Genomic DNA, 19,894 nt, shown 5'->3' with positions numbered 1-19,894 from the left:
CAGGGAGCGCGCCATGAAACGGGAGCCGGTCACCGCGCATGCGCCGTCGTACTACGCCGCCAGCGCCACGCCGCAACCGTTGCGGCCGGCCTTGGACACGAAGCTCGACGTCGACGTCTGCATCATCGGCGCCGGCTATACCGGGCTGTCGGCCGGACTGCACCTGGCCGAGGCCGGCTTCAGCGTTGCCATCGTCGAGGCCGCGCGCGTCGGCTGGGGGGCGTCGGGGCGCAATGGCGGCCAGATCGTCAACTCGTACTCGCGCGATATCGACGTGATCGAAGCGCGTTATGGCATGGAGACCGCCCGCGCGCTCGGCGACATGGCTTTCGAAGGCGGCCGCATCATCCGTGAACGCGTCGCCCGCTACGCCATCGATTGCGATCTCAAGGACGGCGGCGTGTTTGCCGCCATCACGCCGGGGCAGTTTACCCACCTGAAAAAGCAAAAGGCGCTGTGGGAACGCTACGGCCACACGCAACTGCAATTGCTCGACCAGATCGAAACCCGCCAGATCGTCGCCAGCGACCGCTATTGCGGCGCCCTGCTCGACCTGAGCGGCGGCCATATCCACCCGCTCAACCTGGCCCTCGGTGAAGCCGCGGCTTTCGAATCGCTCGGCGGACGCATTTTCGAGAATTCACCGGCGATCCGCGTCGAGCGCAGCTTCCGGCCCGTCGTTCATACCCCCGGCGGTTCGGTCACGGCCAACTTCGTCATCGTCGCCGGCAACGCCTACCTCGGCGGACTGATCCCCGAGCTGGCGGCCAAATCCATGCCCTGCGGCACCCAGGTCGTCGCGACCGAGCCGCTCGGCGCGCTCGCCGACACGCTACTGCCGCAGGACTACTGCGTCGAAGACTGCAACTATCTGCTCGACTACTTCCGGCTCAGCGCCGACAAGCGCTTGCTGTTCGGCGGTGGCGTCAGCTACGGCGCACGCGACCCAACCCGCATCGAAGCGATCATCGTCCCCAAGCTGTTGAAGGTGTTTCCGCAGCTCGCCAACGTGCGGATTGACTACGCCTGGACCGGCAACTTCCTGCTCACGCTGTCGCGGATGCCGCAGATGGGTAGGCTCGATCACAACATCTATTACTCGCAGGGCTGCAGCGGCCACGGCATCACCTTCACGCATCTGGCCGGGCGCCTGCTTGCCGAGGTGCTGCAGGGTCAGGCGACACGTTTCGACGCCTTTGCGACGCTGCCCCACCTGCCATTTCCGGGCGGGCAGCTGCTGCGAGCACCGTTCACCGCGCTCGGTGCCTGGTATTACGATCTGCGCGACAAGCTCGGCATCTAGCAGACGTCGCCGTCGGACCGGCCGAAACGGCAACACCCCCGAAGCGATCGGGGGTGTTTGTGCAGATATTCGTCTGGGCGACGGACTACTCGACCAGATCCTTGTAGGCAATCCAGGTTGCATGCCCCAGCAGAGGGAACAGCAGCACGAAACCGACGAGATAAGTCGCAAACCCGACTACCGTCAGCAGCACGATCAGCGCGGCCCAGACGATCATCGCCGGCAGGTTCTCCGCCACGACGCGCAGGCTGGTCATCATCGCCGTGACGGTATCGACCTCACGGTCGGCCAGCATCGGAATCGAGACCGCGGTCAGCGCAAAAACCAGGCACGCCAGCAGGAAGCCGCCAATGACCCAGGCAATGGTGAAGCCGGCGTACTCACCGAGCAGCGAGCCGACGAAATTGTGCAATGTGATCGCTTCGCCACCGTAAAACAGCGCGAACAGAATCGCCGAGAGCCGTTCCCATGCAATCGCGATCATGAACAGCACGACGCCGAAATAGGCCAGCTGGCTGGCGTTTTTCATCAGATCGCGAATCGACTGCGCGAATGACGTCGTCCGCCCCTCCTCGCGTTCGCTGGTGAGCTCGTAGATCCCGGCCGCGCCCAGCGGCGCCAGCAACAGGAAGCCGGTAATCGACGTCGTGAACAAATGTACGTAGTGCGAGGCGAGCAACAGGACTCCCCAGCCAAGCAGCGTGATCAGCAGGCCGTGCGCGAGGCTGGGCAAGGGATGCGCTGCCAGATCCTGCCAACCGCGGGCGATCCACGAAAACGCACGGAAAGCCTCGACCTTGCGCGTGCGTGGCAGCGAAAAATGGTCGTCCAGACCGTTCAGGTGCATGTCCATTTTGGGTACTCCTTGCTGCTTAGACGCAGCTCTTCACGGGTACTTCTCGATGTAGTCAGTATCCAGCCACTACGACAGCCGGACCGATGAATGGCCGGTCACGAACGGACGGACGCCGCTAGTCTTGCTTGTCTCCGCGATTTTCTTTGCTACGTTGAAAAGCAAACATCGATACACCGGCAAGCCCAGCGGCCTGCAAACGGTGTGGACCCGCCACGGAGATAGACATGCGTGCAATGCGCACCTTGGCCGCGCTGGCCTGTTCGCTCGTCCTGCGCGGCGTAGAGGCATCGGAAAGCCGTTTCAGCTTTCAGACCCCGCAAACGCTGATCGCCCAGGACATATCCGACCTGCACACCTGGATCATGGTGATCATCATCGTGATCTTCGTCGCGGTATTCGGCGTGATGTTCTACGCGGTGTTCCGCCATCGCAAATCGCTCGGCCACAAGGCACGCCCCTTCCACGAAAACACCACCGTCGAAGTCCTGTGGACCGTGATCCCGGCGCTGATCCTCGCCGTCATGGCCTGGCCCGCCGCCAAGGTCGTGCTGGCGCAGAAGGACAGCCGCGGCGCCGCCATCACGATCAAGGCCACCGGCTACCAGTGGTTTTGGGGCTACGACTACGTCGATTACGGCTTCGGCTACAAGAGCAAGCTGGCCACGCCGCGCAAGCAGATCGACAACGCCCAGGACAAGAATCCGAACTACCTGCTCGAAGTGGACGAACCGTTGGTAGTGCCGGTCGGCCAGAAGGTTCGCATCCTGACCACCAGCAACGATGTCATCCACTCGTGGGCGATGCCCGCCTTCGGCGTCAAACAGGATGCGATTCCCGGCTTCATCCGTGACACCTGGTTCAAGGCCGAGCGCGAAGGCACGTTCCGTGGCCAGTGTTCGGAACTGTGCGGCCAGGATCACGGCTTCATGCCCGTGGTCGTCAAGGTCGTCAGCGCGGCGCAGTTCAAGGACTACGTGTCGCAGAAGCAGGCGCAGGCCAAGGCCATGGCCGACGACCCGAACAAGATCTGGGCGATGGCCGACCTCGTTGCCCGCGGCCAAAAAGTCTACGAAGCCAATTGCCAGGCCTGCCACCAGGCCAACGGCATGGGCAGCGGCCCCTTCCCGGCGCTGGTGAACTCGAAGATCGCCACCGGGCCGGTGCAAGGCCACCTGGGCATCGTGCTGCACGGCAAGAGCGCGATGCCGGCATGGCAGGGGCTGTCGGATACCGAGATCGCCGCAGTGATCACCTACGAACGCAACCACTTCAACCACGTTGGCGACATCCTGCAGCCCAAGGACGTCAAGCTCGCGCGGAAGTAGGCGCACCATGACCCAAATGGAGAGATCGATGACCGCGTCGACCGAAACGCTGCACCTGCAGCACGCCGATCATCAGGCGCACTCGGGCACCCACGGCTGGCGGCGCTGGCTGTACGCCACCAACCACAAGGACATCGGCACGCTGTACCTGTGGTTTTCGTTCAGCATGTTCATGCTCGGCGGCACGATGGCCTTGGGCATCCGTGCCGAACTGTTCCAGCCCGGACTGCAGTTCTGGCATCCGGAGTTCTTCAACCAGCTGACCACGCTGCACGGCATCATCATGGTCTTCGGTGCGATCATGCCGGCCTTCACCGGCCTGGCGAACTGGATGCTGCCGCTGATGATCGGCGCGCCCGATATGGCGTTCGCGCGGATGAACAACTGGAGCTTCTGGCTGCTGCCGCCAGCGGCGGCGCTGCTGGTCATTTCGCTATTCGTCCCCGGCGGCGCGGCTGCCGGCGGCTGGACGCTGTACCCGCCGCTGTCGATCCAGGCCGGCATGGGCATGGATCTGGCGATCTTCGCCATCCACCTGCTCGGCCTGTCATCGATCATGGGATCGATCAATATCGTCACCACGGTGCTGAACATGCGCGCGCCGGGCATGACGATGCTGAAGATGCCGATGTTCGCGTGGACATCACTGGTCACCGCCTACCTACTGATCGCCGTGGCGCCGGTGCTCGCCGGCGCGGTGACGATGCTGCTGACCGACCGCCATTTCGGCACACACTTCTTCAAGGCCGCCGGCGGCGGCGACCCGGTGCTGTTCCAGCACATTTTCTGGTTCTTCGGCCACCCGGAGGTCTACATCATGGCGCTGCCGGCCTTCGGCATCGTCAGCCAGATCCTGCCGACCTTCGCGCGCAAGCCGCTGTTCGGCTATGTGTCGATGGTCTACGCGGTATGCTCGATCGCCATCCTGTCGTTCATGGTCTGGGCCCACCACATGTTCGCGGTCGGCCTGCCGGCGACGGCGCAGCTGTTCTTCATGTTCATGACCATGCTGATCGCGGTGCCGACCGGCGTGAAGGTGTTCAACTGGATCGCGACGATGTGGCAGGGCGAGATGAGCTTCGAGACGCCGATGCTGTTCGCGATCGGCTTCGTCTGCCTGTTCACCGTCGGCGGCTTTTCCGGCCTCGTGCTGTCGATCGCGCCGATCGACATCCAGATGACCGATACCTATTACGTCGTTGCCCATTTCCACTACGTGCTGGTCGCCGGTGCGCTGTTCAGCCTCTTCGGTGCCACCTATTACTGGCTGCCGAAATGGACCGGCCATATGTACAACGAAAAGCTCGGCAAGCTGCATTTCTGGTGGTCGATGGTCTGGTTCAACGTCACCTTTTTCCCTATGCACTTCCTCGGCCTCGCCGGCATGCCGCGGCGGATTCCCGACTACCCGCTGCAGTTCACCGACTTCAACAGCGTCGCCAGCGTCGGTGCTTTCTGTTTCGGCCTCGGCCAGCTGCTCTTCCTCTACAACGTGATCAGCACGATCCGCGGTGGCGTCGGCAAGGCGCCGGCCCGACCGTGGGAAGGCGGCCATACGCTGGAATGGGAAGTCGCTTCGCCGGCACCACATCACACCTGGGAAACGCCGCCCGACGAGGCACTGGTGAAGAAGGGCCTGCGTGCACAGTTGCTGGATCAAGATCATGAGTAAAAACGTCCGCACCGCCCTCCTGCTCGCCGCACTGGCGCTGGTCTTCTTTGTCGCCGTGATCGTCCGGCAGGTGCTGTACGGGTTGCCAGGATGAACGCCGCCGTCCAGCAACACGCCAACCGTCGCACCGCGATCCGGCTCGGGCTGGTTGCTGCTGCGATGTTCAGCTTCGGCTATGTGCTGACGCCATTCTACGACGTGCTGTGCCGCGCGATCGGCCTCGACCGTGCACGCCCCGAGTTCGCTACCGCGATACCGACCGCGCTGCGGCTTGAGTTCGATACCAACGTCGCAGCCGGACTGCCGGTGACGATCGAAGCGATCGACCGCGTCGTCGCGGCCAAGGCCGGCGGACTCGTCAAGGCACGCTTTCGCATTGCCAATACCGGAGATACGCCGCTGACGATACGCGCGATCCCGAGCTTCGCGCCGGTACGCGCAGCCGGCCTGCTGCAAAAACTCGAGTGCTTCTGTTTCGATGCACTCAAGCTCGCCGCGCACGAAACGCGCGACGTCACCGTGGTGTTGCTCGTCGCCAAGGAATTGCCCGAGGAGCTGGGCGCGGCCACCTTGTCCTATACCTTGCAGCCGGCATGAAAGCGGCCATCAAGGCGGTGCTGGCCGGTTTCTTCGGCGTCCGCGGACGCAAGGGCGCCGAATCGGCCAAGCTCAAACCGGGCACGGTGATCGCCGTGGCGCTGATCGTCGCGCTGGTGATGATCCTGTTGATCCTGCTGCTGGTCCGCGTGCTGGTAGCTAGCCAAGGAGGTGGATGATGAACGTCGAAAACGGGGTGCACGACACGCACTATTTCGTGCCGGCACCGTCGCGCTGGCCCATCGTCGGCTCGCTGGCGCTGTTCCTGATGGCGCTGGGCGCAGCGTTCTGGATCAACAAGGTCCCCGGTGGCAACTGGGCCTTGCTGGCCGGGACGCTGGTGCTGGTGTGGATGCTGTTCGGCTGGTTCGGCGACGTGATCCGCGAGTCGCAGGCCCATTCGTACGGCCTGCAGGTCGATCATTCGTTCCGCTGGGGAATGAGCTGGTTCATTTTCTCCGAGGTGATGTTCTTCGCCGCCTTCTTCGGCGCACTGTTTTACACCCGGGTGATTTCGGTCCCCGAACTCGGCTTTTTCTCGGGAACGCACGAATTGCTCTGGCCCGGTTTCGTCGCCGACTGGCCGGCGGCAACCGCCCCGAAACTCGACGCGCCGTATCAGGTCATGCCAGCCGTCGGCATTCCGGCGACCAATACGGCGATTCTGCTCAGCTCGGGCGTCACGCTGACCTGGGCGCACTGGGGCATGGTCGAAAACCGGCGCAGCCATCTCAAGATCGGCCTGGCACTGACCGTGCTGCTCGGCACGCTCTTTCTGTGCCTGCAGGCCTACGAATACCACCATGCCTGGGAAACGATGGGGCTGACGCTGGCCTCGGGCGCTTACGGCGCGACGTTCTACATGCTGACCGGCTTTCACGGCATGCACGTGCTCGTCGGCACGATCATGCTGGCGACGATGCTGGTCCGGGTACTGCGCGGGCATTTCAGTGTGCAGCATCACTTCGGCTTCGAAGCCGCCGCGTGGTATTGGCACTTCGTCGACGTGGTCTGGCTGCTGCTGTTCGTTTTCGTTTACTGGCTGTAGCGGCTCAGGCGCCGTTCGGCCGCCACCAGCCGAAGTAGTAGCCGAGCAGCAGCAGCGCGAACAGGCCGACCGACAAGGCCACGCGCCATGTCAGCGACCGCACCAGCTTCGGAGAGCCCGCCGGGCCACGAACCAGTTGCAACATGGCACGACCGAGCACCAGCAGGATGACGAGCAACAGCACGATGGCGACGAGCTTCATGGATACTCCGGCTTCGGCAACGATGTGTACTGACGTTAGCACACGGCGCTACCGCGCGGCGCAGGCCATGCTCGGGATGCTGGTGCTGCTGACGCTCGTGCTCGGCGCATGGCAGTGCCAGCGTGGATTGAGCAAACAGGCGCTGGCCGCGGCGGCTAGCGACGCCCATCGCCAGCCGCCGGCGGCGTGGTCCGGCGGTGCCTTGCCGGCAACCGGAACGCGACTCCTTCCGCAAGGCAACTGGTTGCCAGCCAACACCTTCGTCCTGACCCCGCGCCCCCGGCAGGGGCGGCCCGGGGTCGAGGTGATTACCCCGTTCAGGCTGAATGACGGCCGCACCCTGCTCGTCAACCGCGGCTGGCTGGCCGACGGGCAGCCGATGCCGGCCTCGCTTCCCAAAGCACCGACGATCGAACTGGCCGCATGGCCTCGCTTCATCACGCTCGGCCCGACGCCGCCCGAAGGCATGCGCTTCCAGCACGCCGATCCGGACGCCTATGCAGGCTGGAGCCATGACGCCCGTCCTGTCGGTTACGCCTACGCCGTCGCATCGCCGGGCCTGAGCGTCGATCTGCCGCAGCCCTATCTCAATGCCGAACGCCACTTCGCCTATATGGCCAGCTGGTGGGGCATGACACTGGCCGGCGCGGCGTTGTGGTGGCGTTTTCGCAAGGAGGCAAAATGAACCGAATCGACGGGCACCGCCAGCAACGGGGCCGGCGCGTATTGCTGGCGCTGTTTGCGCTCAGTGCGCTACCGATCGTTGTGGCCCAGCTTGCCTACGACCACTGGCGACCCGCCGGCGGTCGAAGCTTCGGCGAGCTGATCGCCAAGCCCGTCACCGGCAGCGCGGCACGCTGGCGCCTGGCTGTAGTGGGCGCCGACGGCTGCGGCGCGCAGACGCAGGCGCTGCTGTTTTCGGCCGGCCAGTTGCAACGGGCGCAGGGTGAGGCGTCGCGCCGGCTCGAAACCGCGACGACCGCGCCGTGCCCGTCGGCCCTGACACTCGGCGATCATCCGCTGCTGGCACAAGCCGGACTCTATCTGATCGACCCGAACGGCAATGCCGTCTTGCGCTACCGCCCGGACCAACTCGGCGACGTCGAAGGCCGCAAGCGCGCGCTGCAGGAAATCAACAAACTGCTCAAACAGAATCGCGGCCTCGGCGGGAGGGAAACATGGCAAAGCGCCTGAACATCACCCGCGCGCTGCTGCTCGTCAGCCTGCTGTGGACGCTGGGGCTGATCATGCTCGGCGCCTGGGTCCGGCTGCACGATGCCGGGCTCGGCTGCCCCGACTGGCCGGGCTGCTACGGCCGGATCACGCCGCCCGAGGCCGCGCACGACATCGCCCACGCCGAACGGCATTTCGGCGGTGACGTCGATCCGGCCAAGGGCTGGAAGGAAATGATCCACCGCTATGCCGTCGGCGGCTACGGCCTGCTGCTGCTGTTGACCTGCGCCGCGCTGTGGCGCCAGCGCCGCCATGACGACCTGCCCACCTGGCTGGTGTTCGCGCCCTTAGCAATGCTGGTGTTCCAGGCGATGCTCGGCATGTGGACGGTGACGCTGAAACTGATGCCCGCCGTCGTCACCGCGCACCTGCTCGGCGGCATGGCGCTGCTGGCGCTGCTGGCCGCGCTGGCGGCACGCAGCACGCTTCCCCCGCTCCGTCCGCAACGTGGGCTGACGCTGTTTGCGACAACGGCCTTGCTGCTGTGCATCGCCCAAATCGCGCTCGGCGGCTGGGTGTCGAGCAACTACGCGGCGCTGGCCTGCAACGGTTTTCCTGCCTGTCAGGGCGGTTTTTTGCCGCCGCCAGGATTGGCAGAGGCGTTGCGGCCCGACCGGGCGCTGGGCCTCCGCGCCGACGGCGTTCCGCTGACAATCGGCCATCTCGCAGCCATCCACTGGCTACACCGGCTGGGCGCGCTGCTGCTGAGCCTGGCCATCGCGCTGACGCTATGGCGCGGCTGGCGGATCGCGCCCCGGCACGCCGCCCTGCTGCTGCTGGCCTTGCTGCTGCAGGGGCTGCTCGGCGTCGCCAATGTCGCATTCGGCCTGCCCTTGCCGCTCGCCGTCGCCCACAACGGCGGCGCCGCCATTCTGCTTGTCGTTCTGACCACCTTTGTCGTCCGCTGCCGCCGGGAGCCCCGTCATGCTGAGTCGTTCACTCGCCTTTCCTTCGCTCGCTGACTTCTGGCAGCTCGGCAAACCGCGCGTCGTTGCGCTGATCGTTTTCTGCGCCGCCGTCGGCATCCTGCTGGCAGCGCCGCCGGCGGCCGACTGGCCACGCTTGCTATTGTCGCTGAGCGGCATCGGCCTGGTGGCCATGGGCGCAGCGGCGGCGAACTGCCTGTTCGAGCGGGATCGCGATGCCGTGATGCGGCGCACCGCCGCACGGCCGCTGGTGCGCGGCAGCCTCGGCCAGCCCGAAGCCGCCGCCTACGCCGCAGCGCTAACCATCGGCGGGCTATGGCTGCTGCTGCAGTTCGCCAACCCGCTGACCACCGGGCTGACGCTGGCCACCTTCTTTGGCTACGCCATCGTCTACACCCGCTGGCTCAAGCCGGCGACGCCGCAGAACATCGTCATCGGTGGCGCCGCCGGCGCCATGCCACCGGTGCTTGGCTGGGCCGCCGTCAGCGGTACGATCCCGGCCGAGGCCGCCGTGCTGTTCCTGATCATCTACGCGTGGACGCCACCGCACTTCTGGGCGCTGGCGCTGTACCGCCGCGACGACTACGCCCGTGCCGGCCTGCCGATGCTGCCGGTCACGCATGGCCCGGCCTTCACCCGGCTGTCTATCCTGCTGTACGCACTGGTCCTGTCGGCGGTCGCACTGTTGCCGTTCGTGATTCGGCTGTCGGGCTGGCTCTACCTGCTTGCGGCGTGCTGGCTCAATGCCGGGTTCGTCTGGCGCGCGTGGCAGCTGTATCGTGCCGAGGAAGCGCAAAGCGACGCCCTCGCGCGCGGCCTGTTCCGTTTCTCGATCGCCTATCTCACCTGGCTGTTCGCCGCACTGCTGCTCGATCGGGCGGTGCAATGGCTTTGGTAGCCGCAAACCCACAGCCAACAAAAAAGCGCCCATCGGGGCGCTTTTTTTGACCGTATCGGCAATCAGACCGTCCAGTCGACCAGGCCGGTGTACCACGTCAGCAGCACCAGCACGCCGAACGCGATCCGGTACCACGCAAACGGAATGAAGGTATGCGTCGAGATGAACCGGAGCAAGGCACGGACAGCGATAAAGGCAAACACGAAGGACGCAAAGAAGCCGACGGCAAAGACGCCGAAATCGGCCATCTCGAGCGCGTGGCGATACTTGAGCAGACTGTAGATCGACGCGGCGCCGAGCGTCGGAATGCCGAGGAAGAAGGAAAACTCGGTCGCCGCCTTGCGCGACAGGCCAAGGAACAGGCCGCCGATAATTGTCGCACCCGAACGGCTGGTGCCCGGAATCAGCGCCAGGCACTGGGCCAGGCCGACCATCAGCGCGTCTTTCAGGCTCAGTTCGTCAACGGTTTGCACCCGCACCGTATGCTGGCGTTTCTCGGCCCACAGAATGATCAGGCCGCCGACGATGAAGGCGGTCGCGACCGGAATCGGCGCGAACAGATGCGCCTTGATCGTCTTGTTCAGCAGCAGGCCGATGATGGCCGCCGGGATGAACCCGATGACCACCGCCAGCGCCAGATTGCGCGCCGCACCGGGGCGGACCGCGCCGCTCAGTGTTGCGCCGATCTTGGCGCGATACTCCCAGACCACCGCCAGCATCGCACCCAGCTGGATGAAGATCTCGTAGACGTCGCGTTTGTCCTTGGAAAGGAAATTCAGCAGGTCGCCGGTCAGGATCAGGTGGCCGGTGCTCGAGATCGGCAGGAACTCGGTGATCCCTTCGACGGCGCCCATGATCAGCGATTTGAGCAGCAGAACGATATCCATACGGTGGCAATGCCCTTGTGTGCAGGTCGGCAAGAGCGCGCATTATAGCCATCAGCGCTTTAACGGGGGATGAACGGTCCGCAGACGCCTGATTTGCCGCCCGTCGGCCTTGCAGCATTTTTTCGCCGCCGCGGGAACTAGGCGCCGTCCCGTCGCTCTGATCACCTATGCGATGGACGTCTAGCGACGACGCGCATTTTGCTCATCTCCTCCCTGATATCGGGCGCCGCGACCAAGGCGCCCGCTTTTTTTTGCCTTTCCCCACACCGACGGTCTGCGACCGATGGCGATCAGCGCGCCTTGCGCTGCTGCTGATGCGCCACCAGCGTCGCCACCGCGTCCCTCAACGGCCCGGCTTCCAGCGTATCGGCCAGTTGTTCGAAGGCCGAACACGCCGAATCCGACAGCCGCAAGTCCTTGTTGATTCTGGATTTTTCCTGCTGCAGCGCGACTTGCACCCGTGGGCGGATTGCGCTAGCTTGCCATCCCGCAGCGCTGAGCGCATCGCGAAGCTGCGGCGCCACCACGCGTACGCGCGCGGCGGCGGCGGACGAACGTACGCCTATCAATAAGGTTTCACCGGGGCCCCAGGCGACCGAAACGCACGACGACGCGACTTCGGGTGGCACGTGGCGACGGACCGCGTCGAGCAAGTGGTTGAGCTCACCGATGCGTGCCGCCAGCCGCAGCAGCTCTCGGTCTTGACCGATGAAGCCCGAATGGCCGAACAAAGACATAGGCATTCCGGATTAAACAGGGGACATATGAATATTATTCTGGTTTCCAGCCGCTTCGCGAGGGCAATTTCACTCGGCCCGGCGGCACTGACCGCCATGCTCGTCGGCGTGCTCGGCCTGGGACTGACCGCGGGGGCCGGGATTGCGCTGCTGGCCCGTGGCGAGCGGATCGAACCCCGCTGGCCGCTGGCCCGACCGGTTCACGCCAATGTCGACGCGCTGGCGGTACGTCTGGGCGAACTGCAGGCCAAGCTGACCCGGCTCGACGGGCTGGCGAAACAGCTGGGCAGCCGCACCGGCATCGACGTCACGCCCTTCCTGTCCGACAAACCGGCGCCGCGCGGCGGCCTGACCCAGCTTGGCACGGCGCTCGACGCCAGCGACCTGTCCCGGCTGCTCGGCGACAGCGACAACCGCGCCGACGCCTATCTGGATCAGTTTTCGCTCGCGCAGCTGCGTCTCGCCGCACCGGCCGGCGATACCTTGCCGACGCGGGCACCGATGCAAAGCGGCCTGCAGTCGTCGAGCTTCGGCTGGCGCCTCGACCCGTTCAGCGGGAGACAGACTTTCCACGAAGGGATCGACTTCGTCGGCCCAATCGGTACGCCCATCCATGCGGCGGCAGCCGGCAAGGTCGCTTACGCGGCAGCCCATTCGCAGTATGGTAATATGGTCGAGCTTGATCACGGCTACGGCCTGACCAGCCGATATGCCCACGCCAGCCGCCTTCTCGTGCAGCCCGGCGACAGCGTTTCGGCCGGACAAACGATCGCCTTGCTGGGGAGCACCGGCCGCTCCACCGGCCCCCATCTGCACTTCGAGATCCGCTACAAGCAGATTGCACAAAACCCGTTGCGATTTGTCGGCTCAGCGCAAGATTCGATCACAAGTAGTACCGCATCAAGCGACTAGGGATGGATAAACTGCGGCATCGTCCCCACAATTGGGCGATGCCTTAAACGACGCCGACGGCGGATGGGGTAACCTGTCCGCCGTTCTCGTAATGAAATCACGCCCGCGTGCGCCGCATAGGCTCGCAGCGGGTCAGCTGGTAGCAGGAAAATGATCTCCACATTGTTGAAAAAAGTCTTCGGTAGCCGCAACGACCGCCTGTTGAAACAGTACGGCGTCATCGTCAAGCAGATCAATGCGCTCGAAGCGCAAACTCAGGCGTTGTCGGACGACGCGCTCAAGGCCAAGACCGAGGAATTCAAGCAACGCTACCAGAACGGCGAAAAGCTCGACGCGCTGTTGCCCGAAGCCTTTGCCGTCTGCCGTGAGGGCGCCAAGCGCAGCCTCGGCATGCGCCATTTCGACGTGCAGCTGATCGGCGGCATCACCCTGCATCAGGGCAAGATTTCCGAAATGCGTACCGGCGAAGGCAAGACGCTGGTCGCGACGCTGCCGGCCTACCTGAACGCAATCACCGGTCACGGCGTCCACGTCATTACCGTCAACGATTATCTGGCGCAGCGCGACGCCGGCATCATGAGCCAGCTGTACAACTTCCTCGGCCTGTCCTGCGGGGTCAACCTCGGCCAGATGCCGCACGATGCCAAGCAGCAAGCCTATGCCTGCGACATCACCTACGGCACCAACAACGAATTCGGCTTCGACTACCTGCGCGACAATATGGTGTTCTCGTCGGGCGAACGCGTGCAGCGCAAGCTGTCCTACGCGATCGTCGACGAAGTCGACTCGATCCTGATCGACGAAGCGCGTACGCCGCTGATCATTTCCGGCCCGGCCGACGACAGCACCGACCTATATCTGGCGATGAACACCGTGCCGCCGAAGCTGATCAAGCAGGCGAGCGAAGAAGCCGAGGAAGGCGATTACTGGGTCGACGAAAAGGCCAATTCGGTGCTGCTGTCCGAAGCCGGCCACGAACGGGTCGAGCAGATCCTCACCGAAATGGGCCTGCTGCCGGAAGGCGACAGCCTGTACGCGGCACAGCACATCAGCCTGATGCACCATCTGTACGCCGCCCTGCGTGCGCACACACTGTTCCATCTCGACCAGCACTATGTGGTGCTCGACGGCGAAATCGTCATCGTCGACGAATTCACCGGCCGGCTGATGTCGGGCCGTCGCTGGTCCGAAGGCCTGCACCAGGCCGTCGAAGCCAAAGAAGGCGTCGAGATCCAGCAGGAAAACCAGACGCTGGCGACGATCACACTGCAGAACTACTTCCGCATGTACGAGAAGCTCTCGGGCATGACCGGTACGGCCGACACCGAAGCGTACGAATTCCAGCAGATCTACGGCCTCGAGACCGTGATCATCCCGACCAACAAGCCAATGGTGCGTGACGATCGTCAGGATCAGGTCTACAAGACCGCCGATGAAAAGCACGCGGCGATCATCGCCGACATCAAGGATTGCGTCTTGCGCGGCCAGCCGGCGCTGGTCGGCACGACGTCGATCGAGCAGTCCGAGCTGCTGTCTGGCATCCTCAAGAAGGACGGCATCGCCCACAACGTGCTCAACGCCAAGCAGCATGCCCGTGAGGCCGACATCGTCGCCCAGGCCGGCGCCGCCGGCGTCGTCACCATCGCGACCAATATGGCCGGTCGCGGCACCGACATCGTGCTCGGCGGCAATATCGAGCGCGACATCAAGGACATCGAGCACGACGAATCGCTCGACGATGCCGCCAAGGCCGCGAAGATCGCCGCGCTCAAGGCCGACTGGCAGATCCGCCACGATGCGGTCCTCGCCGCCGGCGGCCTGCACATCATCGGCTCCGAACGCCACGAATCGCGCCGGATCGACAACCAGCTGCGCGGTCGTGCCGGTCGCCAGGGCGACGCGGGTTCGAGCCGTTTCTACCTGTCGCTGGAAGACCCGCTGCTGCGCATTTTCGCCGGCGACCGCGTCGCCATGGTGATGGAAAAGCTCAAGCTGCCGGAAGGCGAACCGATCGAGGCCGGCATCGTGTCGCGCGCGATCGAATCGGCACAACGCAAGGTCGAAGGCCGCAACTACGACATCCGCAAGCAGCTGCTCGAGTACGATGACGTGTCGAACGAACAGCGCAAGGCGATCTATGCACAGCGCAACGAGCTGCTCGAATCGGACGACGTCTCGGCGACGATCGCCGCGATGCGCGCGAGCTTCTTCGACGACCTCGTCGCCCAGTACATTCCGCATCAGGCAATGGAAGAGCAGTGGGACATCGTCGGGCTCGAGAAGGCGCTGGCCGAATATGGCCTGAGCGCGCCGGTGACCGAATGGCTCAAGGCCGACAGCACGCTCGACGACGTCGGCGTCAAGGCCCGCGTGCAGGAACTGGCCAGCAGCACCTACGAGGCCAAGGTGGTAGAAGCCGGCGGCGATACCTTCCGCCAGTTCGAACGCTCGGTCCTGCTGCAGCATCTCGACCAGAACTGGCGCGAACACCTGTCGGGGCTGGATCACCTGCGTCAGGGCATCCACCTGCGCGGCTATGCGCAGAAGAACCCGAAGCAGGAATACAAGCGCGAAGCGTTCGAGCTGTTCTCGGACCTGCTGGCGCGGATCAAGCGCGATGTCGTGCAGATCGTGATGAATGTCGAAGTCCGCAGCCAGGCCGACGTCGACGCCGTCGCGCCGCATGCGGTGCCGGAATCGGCGCTGCAGTTCCAGCATGCCGACATCGAAGCGCTGCTGGCCAGCGGCGACGAGGATCAGATCAAGGCCGCGATCGCAGCGATGAGCGCCCAGGCGCCGACCGACGTCAAATACGCCGGCGTCAACCGCAACGATGCATGCCCTTGCGGCTCGGGCAGGAAGTTCAAGCACTGCCACGGCCAGCTCTCGTAACACCGGCCACCGGGCGGCTTGACGCCGCCCCGATCGCTTGACTAATCTGGTCAGCGATTGGGCCGATAGCTCAGCTGGGAGAGCGCCGCGTTCGCAATGCGGAGGTCGTGAGTTCGATCCTCATTCGGTCCACCAGACAACAAAGGCCAGACGTTCGCGTCTGGCCTTTGTGCGTTCCGGCGCGTATCCCCGTCGCCGGGCATGCGCCGACTCAGCCCTTGGGTTTCTTCCGGAACAGACGGCGAAGCAACGCCGCGAGCACCAGCAGCAGCACAGCGCCGGCGGCAAACTTCCATGGCGTCGACAAGCCTTGCCACAGCGCGGTCGGCTCCGCCTTGATCGCATCGAGCTCGGTCGGCGCCCTGCTGTCGATTTGCAGGATCGCCCCTTCGTCGCCGAGTACGGCAATGTCGCCACGGGTCAGCCGGAACGGCCTCGCCGGCAGCGGCGCCTGCTTGCCGATACTGCGATAGGCAATGCCCAGATACTCGCCCGACTTGGCCACTTCGACCACGGCAAGACGGTCGAGCGTGGCGAGGTCCAGCACCGCTTGCTTGTTCTTGCCGCCGTTGATGACGAGCCGGCCATTCTCGACCGAGGTCAGGGCCTGGCCGACTGGCACGTCGAGCGCGAGGAAGGGCGCATCGATGCGCGGCGTCTGGCCTGTCGGCACCACCTGCAACCTGGCCTGTGCCGCCGATATGCCGGCGGCGCCTGCAATCCGGATCAGGCGATGAAGCTGGGCTGGCGCGTCGCCGAGCCACGACGCCGGAACGGCGACATCCTGCTTTGCGCCAAATCCGGCTGCGACGCCGACGAAATCGGCCGACGGTTTGACTTCGGCCAGACGCAGATAGCTGCCCGGCAGAATACTGACCGGGTAACTGGTCGGCTGATCATGGCAGCGCAGCTGGGTCGGCTGGCGCAGAAAGCTGATCTTGACCTCGTTCCTGGCGGCCAGCACGTGCCGCGGAATTTCGGCGCGTACCCACTGCGGCCTGCCGTCCGGTTTGAGATTGGCCGAACCGATCAGGAAATCGTTAAGGAAGATCGACGCCACCGGCGCCTCGCCGGCGGCATTCGGTGCCGCGGTCACGTTGAAGCCCAGCTCGACCGGCAAGCGGTTGCCACTGACCGCGGTGACCAGGTCGAACGCCACACTGCGATCGCTGCGGCCCAACACATCGAGCGTACCGGCCATGGCGCCGAAACGGTTCAGCAACACGGTCGATTCGTCCTGCGCCGGTCCCGACGCCACCCGGACATTCAATGCCTTGCCCAGCGCAATGCCGCGCCATTGGCTCGCAAACAGACCGACCGCCTGGGCACCGGCATTCTGGTCGATCGCGATCACCGCATTACCACCCAGCATGGCCAGCCGGACATTGTCGGCCTTGCCGGCGACGAAGGCCGTGCCCTGCTGGCGCCAGGCGGTATAAGCCGCCGACGCATCGGGTGCAGCACGCTGCACCTGCTGCCCCAATGCATCGAATGCGGCGTTCACCCGCCGGATCAGCGCTTCGTCTCGGATCACCACGTCGGCGGCCAGCGGCCCGGCCTGTCCCAGTGCGAGCAAGGCCGCCAGCTCGGCATCGTTCGCCAGCCGGTGCGTCGGGCTGCGTGCGGCCAGCGCGGCAAATGCCGGAATCCCCTGCAGGCCTTCCGGCACGGCCACAGCGCTCAGGTCGAGTACATCGCCGACCGCCGGCAAGGCCCGGATCATCACCCGCTTGCCACCCTGCTCGAGCGCGAGCCCCACGCGCCAGGCCGCATCGAACGCCGGCGCCTGCAGATTGCGCTGGCTGACCAGTAGCACCGGCGCAAGCGGCAGTGCAGTCCAGGCGGTCGCAAGATCATGAATGTCGCGTGGATCAAAGCTGTAGCTCAGTGCCGAGCTCGGCGCCACGCGCAACACATTGCCCGGCGCACGCTGGTCGGCGCATTCGATGTCCGACAACACCGACGACCAAGACACGCCGAGCTGCAGGAAGCCGCTCTTGCGCGCATCGCCGCTGATCGACAGCTGCTGGGTCACGTCGCCGCGATCATCGGTGATCCGGTTCGACACCACCGGGTCGCCGTCGATCGAGAGCAACATCAGCGAGCGACCGCCGTTGCCGCGCAAATAGTTGGCGTTGAACTGCAGTGCGACATTGCGGATCGCCACCGATGCCGGCACCGGCAGATACAGGTCACGCTGGCTGTCGGCGCTGAGGATCACCGGTGCATCGATGCCCAGATCGCTCAGCGCAATCCGGCGCACGACCGTTGGCGCGCTACCCCAGCGGCTGAATTGCTCGGCAGCCGGACTGGCCGCGCCGGCCGATGGCAGCAGCAGCGCACCGGCAAGGGCAATGAGGATCAGATTCAATGGTTTCTTGTACATGGGTGGCGCTTCTGCAAAAGGTCAGCGACAGCCCGTCGCGGCGGACGGTCATCGAACGAGGCGTCTGTTTCAAACGATGCATCCGGTTTTGTCGTTACTCTACGCCGGGCACCGCCGAGCCGATTCGCCCACGCCAGCGGCGTGGTCCCACCGTGGCAGTCACTGCTGCTTACTGAATTCATTTTTCTTTGCAAGCTAATACAGCTTATAAGCCAAAGCCGTAAAAAAACATCAGGAAAGGCCGTATCGACTTACCCATCGGAGACCCGCAATGCTGGCATTCCGCTGCCGAAAATCATGCGAATTTATATGCCATGTCAAAGCGGTAGCGTCGCGACACTGGTAGCCTTGCTGCAGTCCGATCGATCGCACGCCCGCCAGAGACAGTGCTCGATCCGATTGCCCGTTGATGACTAGGAGTGAACCCATGCCCCGCGGTACCAAGATCGTCGCCACCCTCGGCCCTGCTTCGACCGACCCGGCCGTCCTCGAACAGCTGATCAAGGCCGGCGTCAACACCGTCCGCCTCAATTTCTCCCACGGCACCGCCCAGGATCACACCGACCGCGCCAACACCGTGCGCGCCATCGCCGACAAGCTCGGCGTGCCGGTCGCCGTGCTCGCCGACCTGCAGGGGCCGAAGATCCGCATCGGCAAGTTCGAAAAGAACAAGATCGAACTCAAGAAGGGCACCACCTTCATCCTCGACGCCGCCTGCGAGCTCGGCAATGCCGAACGCGTCGGCCTCGACTACAAGGAGTTGCCGAACGACGTCGAACCGGGCGCGATCCTCTTGCTCGGCGACGGCGAGCTGCAGCTCGAAGTGCTCGAGGTGCGCGGCACCGAGGTCTACACCACGGTGCTGTTCGGCGGCGTGCTGTCGAACAACAAGGGCATCAACCGCAAGGGTGGCGGCCTGACCGCGCCGGCGCTGACCGCCAAGGACATGGAAGACATCAAGACCGCCGCCGCCTTGCAGGCCGACTACATCGCGGTGTCGTTCCCGAAGAGCGCCGCCGACATGTATATGGCGCGCACGCTGTTGCGCGCCGCCGGTGGCCACGGCAGCCTGATCGCCAAGATCGAGCGCACCGAAGCGGTCGCCAACCTCGACGAAATCCTCGACGCCTCCGACGGCATCATGGTCGCCCGTGGCGATCTGGCGGTTGAAGTCGGCGACGCCAGCGTACCGGCGCTGCAGAAGATGATGATCAAGCGCGCCCGCGCCAAGCGCAAACTGACCATCACCGCGACGCAGATGATGGAATCGATGATCTCCAGCCCGGTGCCGACCCGTGCCGAAGTCTCCGACTGTGCCAACGCCGTGCTCGACGGCACCGACGCGGTGATGCTGTCGGCCGAATCGGCGGCAGGCAAATACCCGGTCGAGGCGGTCGAGGCGCTGGCGCGGACCTGCATCGAGGCCGAGCGCTCGGGCGAGTGTCGCGTTGACAGCGAAGTGCGCGGCGGCGCCGTGCAGTTCGATCGCGTCGACCAGACCGTGGCGATGGCAGCGCTGTACGCCAGCCGCCACCTGCCGCTGAAGGCCATCGTGGCGCTGACGCACTCGGGCACGTCGGCACTGTGGCTGTCGCGCTACAACAGCAATGTGCCGATCTACGCGTGTACGCTCGAACTGGCGACCTATCGCAAACTGGCGCTGTTCCGCCACGTTCAACCGATGCTGATCCCGGCCGAAGTCGGTCAGGATCGCGAAGCCCAGCTCAGTCACGCACAACTCGCCCTGCTCAAGGCCGATTTGATTGCGCCGCGCGACCGGGTGGCGCTGACCTTCGGTTCGCAGCGTGGCGGCATCAACGGCGCCGACAGCCTGCGGATCATCGAAATCAGCGGCAAATAGGTATTTACAACCCAGGACAGCTAAGCGCTGTCTCGGGTTGTATTTATTTCTCGGGCAGATCTAGGTTGATTGTGAACGCCAGGTACATACACCAGTCATTTGGCGTAATAAACTAGCAGTATCCTTACAATCCCCTTTTCTATCCAGGTGCCCCATGCC

19 protein-coding genes and 1 tRNA gene are annotated in these 19,894 nt (G+C 64.6%); 15 read left to right on the top strand and 5 right to left on the bottom strand.

Annotated elements, in window-relative coordinates:
* The first annotated feature begins 13 nt into the window (after nucleotides 1-13).
* A complete protein-coding gene (locus tag R0382_RS06595; protein WP_432723417.1) occupies nucleotides 14-1,303 on the top strand; it encodes an NAD(P)/FAD-dependent oxidoreductase in 1,290 nt (429 codons plus the stop codon).
* Between the two features lie 85 nt (nucleotides 1,304-1,388).
* Here the strand turns inward: R0382_RS06595 and R0382_RS06590 are convergent, their stop codons facing one another.
* Nucleotides 1,389-2,156: a DUF2189 domain-containing protein gene (locus R0382_RS06590; RefSeq protein WP_432723415.1), complete on the bottom strand. Its 768-nt coding sequence runs from the start codon at nucleotides 2,154-2,156 to the stop codon at nucleotides 1,389-1,391.
* Nucleotides 2,157-2,383: 227 nt separating this feature from the next.
* On the opposite strand from R0382_RS06590, the gene coxB reads away from it, so the two are divergent.
* From coxB to R0382_RS06560, 6 genes are read left to right on the top strand one after another with little or no spacing between them, the layout of a single operon-like run.
* Nucleotides 2,384-3,484 (top strand): cytochrome c oxidase subunit II, encoded by a 1,101-nt coding sequence (coxB, locus tag R0382_RS06585; protein WP_432723414.1) that lies wholly within the window; start codon nucleotides 2,384-2,386, stop codon nucleotides 3,482-3,484.
* A gap of 28 nt (nucleotides 3,485-3,512) precedes the next feature.
* Nucleotides 3,513-5,156: a cytochrome c oxidase subunit I gene (ctaD, locus tag R0382_RS06580; RefSeq protein WP_432723412.1), complete on the top strand. Its 1,644-nt coding sequence runs from the start codon at nucleotides 3,513-3,515 to the stop codon at nucleotides 5,154-5,156.
* On the top strand, nucleotides 5,149-5,250 hold the full coding sequence (locus R0382_RS06575) for a cytochrome oxidase small assembly protein (protein WP_432723410.1): 102 nt from the start codon (nucleotides 5,149-5,151) through the stop codon (nucleotides 5,248-5,250). The genes ctaD and R0382_RS06575 overlap by 8 nt, the downstream gene beginning before the upstream one ends.
* On the top strand, nucleotides 5,247-5,753 hold the full coding sequence (locus R0382_RS06570; protein WP_432723409.1) for a cytochrome c oxidase assembly protein: 507 nt from the start codon (nucleotides 5,247-5,249) through the stop codon (nucleotides 5,751-5,753). The genes R0382_RS06575 and R0382_RS06570 overlap by 4 nt, the downstream gene beginning before the upstream one ends.
* Nucleotides 5,750-5,932: a DUF2970 domain-containing protein gene (locus tag R0382_RS06565; RefSeq protein WP_432723408.1), complete on the top strand. Its 183-nt coding sequence runs from the start codon at nucleotides 5,750-5,752 to the stop codon at nucleotides 5,930-5,932. The genes R0382_RS06570 and R0382_RS06565 overlap by 4 nt, the downstream gene beginning before the upstream one ends.
* Nucleotides 5,932-6,801 carry a cytochrome c oxidase subunit 3 gene (locus R0382_RS06560; RefSeq protein ID WP_432723407.1) on the top strand — a complete coding sequence of 290 codons (870 nt, stop codon included), beginning with the start codon at nucleotides 5,932-5,934 and terminating at the stop codon, nucleotides 6,799-6,801. The genes R0382_RS06565 and R0382_RS06560 overlap by 1 nt, the downstream gene beginning before the upstream one ends.
* A gap of 4 nt (nucleotides 6,802-6,805) precedes the next feature.
* Here the strand turns inward: R0382_RS06560 and R0382_RS06555 are convergent, their stop codons facing one another.
* On the bottom strand, nucleotides 6,806-7,003 hold the full coding sequence (locus R0382_RS06555; RefSeq protein WP_432723406.1) for a twin transmembrane helix small protein: 198 nt from the start codon (nucleotides 7,001-7,003) through the stop codon (nucleotides 6,806-6,808).
* A gap of 22 nt (nucleotides 7,004-7,025) precedes the next feature.
* On the opposite strand from R0382_RS06555, the gene R0382_RS06550 reads away from it, so the two are divergent.
* From R0382_RS06550 to cyoE, 4 genes are read left to right on the top strand one after another with little or no spacing between them, the layout of a single operon-like run.
* On the top strand, nucleotides 7,026-7,688 hold the full coding sequence (locus R0382_RS06550; RefSeq protein WP_432723405.1) for an SURF1 family protein: 663 nt from the start codon (nucleotides 7,026-7,028) through the stop codon (nucleotides 7,686-7,688).
* Nucleotides 7,685-8,197: a hypothetical protein gene (locus R0382_RS06545; RefSeq protein ID WP_432723404.1), complete on the top strand. Its 513-nt coding sequence runs from the start codon at nucleotides 7,685-7,687 to the stop codon at nucleotides 8,195-8,197. The genes R0382_RS06550 and R0382_RS06545 overlap by 4 nt, the downstream gene beginning before the upstream one ends.
* The gene (locus R0382_RS06540; protein WP_432723403.1) at nucleotides 8,182-9,198 is read left to right on the top strand and encodes a COX15/CtaA family protein; all 1,017 of its coding nucleotides are present in this window, start codon (nucleotides 8,182-8,184) and stop codon (nucleotides 9,196-9,198) included. The genes R0382_RS06545 and R0382_RS06540 overlap by 16 nt, the downstream gene beginning before the upstream one ends.
* Nucleotides 9,161-10,060, top strand: a complete 900-nt coding sequence (gene cyoE / locus R0382_RS06535; RefSeq protein WP_432723401.1) for a heme o synthase — start codon at nucleotides 9,161-9,163, stop codon at nucleotides 10,058-10,060. The genes R0382_RS06540 and cyoE overlap by 38 nt, the downstream gene beginning before the upstream one ends.
* Nucleotides 10,061-10,122: 62 nt before the next feature.
* Here cyoE and R0382_RS06530 read toward each other — a convergent pair whose 3' ends face one another.
* On the bottom strand, nucleotides 10,123-10,947 hold the full coding sequence (locus R0382_RS06530) for an undecaprenyl-diphosphate phosphatase (protein WP_432723400.1): 825 nt from the start codon (nucleotides 10,945-10,947) through the stop codon (nucleotides 10,123-10,125).
* Nucleotides 10,948-11,237: 290 nt separating this feature from the next.
* Nucleotides 11,238-11,684, bottom strand: a complete 447-nt coding sequence (locus R0382_RS06525) for a DciA family protein (RefSeq protein ID WP_432723398.1) — start codon at nucleotides 11,682-11,684, stop codon at nucleotides 11,238-11,240.
* Between the two features lie 27 nt (nucleotides 11,685-11,711).
* Here R0382_RS06525 and R0382_RS06520 point away from each other — a divergent pair, with 27 nt between their 5' ends.
* The 3 genes from R0382_RS06520 to R0382_RS06510 all read left to right on the top strand — a co-directional run bounded on the left by R0382_RS06520 (nucleotide 11,712) and on the right by R0382_RS06510 (nucleotide 15,623).
* Nucleotides 11,712-12,596, top strand: a complete 885-nt coding sequence (locus R0382_RS06520) for a M23 family metallopeptidase (RefSeq protein WP_432723396.1) — start codon at nucleotides 11,712-11,714, stop codon at nucleotides 12,594-12,596.
* 150 nt (nucleotides 12,597-12,746) lie between these two features.
* Nucleotides 12,747-15,488: a preprotein translocase subunit SecA gene (gene secA, locus R0382_RS06515; protein WP_432723394.1), complete on the top strand. Its 2,742-nt coding sequence runs from the start codon at nucleotides 12,747-12,749 to the stop codon at nucleotides 15,486-15,488.
* Nucleotides 15,489-15,547: 59 nt separating this feature from the next.
* Nucleotides 15,548-15,623: transfer RNA gene (locus tag R0382_RS06510), tRNA-Ala, on the top strand.
* A gap of 76 nt (nucleotides 15,624-15,699) precedes the next feature.
* Here the strand turns inward: R0382_RS06510 and R0382_RS06505 are convergent.
* Complete coding sequence (locus tag R0382_RS06505; protein ID WP_432723392.1) at nucleotides 15,700-17,874, bottom strand: hypothetical protein; 2,175 nt, start codon at nucleotides 17,872-17,874, stop codon at nucleotides 15,700-15,702.
* A gap of 427 nt (nucleotides 17,875-18,301) precedes the next feature.
* Between R0382_RS06505 and pyk the strand changes: the two genes are divergently transcribed.
* Complete coding sequence (gene pyk, locus R0382_RS06500; RefSeq protein WP_432723391.1) at nucleotides 18,302-19,735, top strand: pyruvate kinase; 1,434 nt, start codon at nucleotides 18,302-18,304, stop codon at nucleotides 19,733-19,735.
* The last annotated feature ends 159 nt before the right edge of the window (nucleotides 19,736-19,894 follow it).

It is taken from the genome of Jeongeupia wiesaeckerbachi, from assembly GCF_050916355.1.
GTDB lineage: Bacteria > Pseudomonadota > Gammaproteobacteria > Burkholderiales > Chitinibacteraceae > Jeongeupia > Jeongeupia wiesaeckerbachi.
This window is presented reverse-complemented; position numbering and strand designations above follow the sequence as displayed.

What these genes read in the sequence shown, in the direction of transcription:
- R0382_RS06530 (WP_432723400.1), bottom strand. Translation starts at nt 10,947, where the DNA reads ATGGATATCGTTCTGCTGCTCAAATCGCTGATCATGGGCGCCGTCGAA.
- cyoE (WP_432723401.1), top strand. Translation starts at nt 9,161, where the DNA reads ATGCTGAGTCGTTCACTCGCCTTTCCTTCGCTCGCTGACTTCTGGCAG.
- R0382_RS06590 (WP_432723415.1), bottom strand. Translation starts at nt 2,156, where the DNA reads ATGGACATGCACCTGAACGGTCTGGACGACCATTTTTCGCTGCCACGC.
- R0382_RS06525 (WP_432723398.1), bottom strand. Translation starts at nt 11,684, where the DNA reads ATGTCTTTGTTCGGCCATTCGGGCTTCATCGGTCAAGACCGAGAGCTG.
- R0382_RS06555 (WP_432723406.1), bottom strand. Translation starts at nt 7,003, where the DNA reads ATGAAGCTCGTCGCCATCGTGCTGTTGCTCGTCATCCTGCTGGTGCTC.
- secA (WP_432723394.1), top strand. Translation starts at nt 12,747, where the DNA reads ATGATCTCCACATTGTTGAAAAAAGTCTTCGGTAGCCGCAACGACCGC.
- ctaD (WP_432723412.1), top strand. Translation starts at nt 3,513, where the DNA reads ATGACCGCGTCGACCGAAACGCTGCACCTGCAGCACGCCGATCATCAG.
- R0382_RS06565 (WP_432723408.1), top strand. Translation starts at nt 5,750, where the DNA reads ATGAAAGCGGCCATCAAGGCGGTGCTGGCCGGTTTCTTCGGCGTCCGC.
- R0382_RS06520 (WP_432723396.1), top strand. Translation starts at nt 11,712, where the DNA reads ATGAATATTATTCTGGTTTCCAGCCGCTTCGCGAGGGCAATTTCACTC.
- R0382_RS06550 (WP_432723405.1), top strand. Translation starts at nt 7,026, where the DNA reads ATGTGTACTGACGTTAGCACACGGCGCTACCGCGCGGCGCAGGCCATG.
- coxB (WP_432723414.1), top strand. Translation starts at nt 2,384, where the DNA reads ATGCGTGCAATGCGCACCTTGGCCGCGCTGGCCTGTTCGCTCGTCCTG.
- pyk (WP_432723391.1), top strand. Translation starts at nt 18,302, where the DNA reads ATGCCCCGCGGTACCAAGATCGTCGCCACCCTCGGCCCTGCTTCGACC.
- R0382_RS06575 (WP_432723410.1), top strand. Translation starts at nt 5,149, where the DNA reads ATGAGTAAAAACGTCCGCACCGCCCTCCTGCTCGCCGCACTGGCGCTG.
- R0382_RS06560 (WP_432723407.1), top strand. Translation starts at nt 5,932, where the DNA reads ATGAACGTCGAAAACGGGGTGCACGACACGCACTATTTCGTGCCGGCA.
- R0382_RS06570 (WP_432723409.1), top strand. Translation starts at nt 5,247, where the DNA reads ATGAACGCCGCCGTCCAGCAACACGCCAACCGTCGCACCGCGATCCGG.
- R0382_RS06595 (WP_432723417.1), top strand. Translation starts at nt 14, where the DNA reads ATGAAACGGGAGCCGGTCACCGCGCATGCGCCGTCGTACTACGCCGCC.
- R0382_RS06545 (WP_432723404.1), top strand. Translation starts at nt 7,685, where the DNA reads ATGAACCGAATCGACGGGCACCGCCAGCAACGGGGCCGGCGCGTATTG.
- R0382_RS06505 (WP_432723392.1), bottom strand. Translation starts at nt 17,874, where the DNA reads ATGTACAAGAAACCATTGAATCTGATCCTCATTGCCCTTGCCGGTGCG.
- R0382_RS06540 (WP_432723403.1), top strand. Translation starts at nt 8,182, where the DNA reads ATGGCAAAGCGCCTGAACATCACCCGCGCGCTGCTGCTCGTCAGCCTG.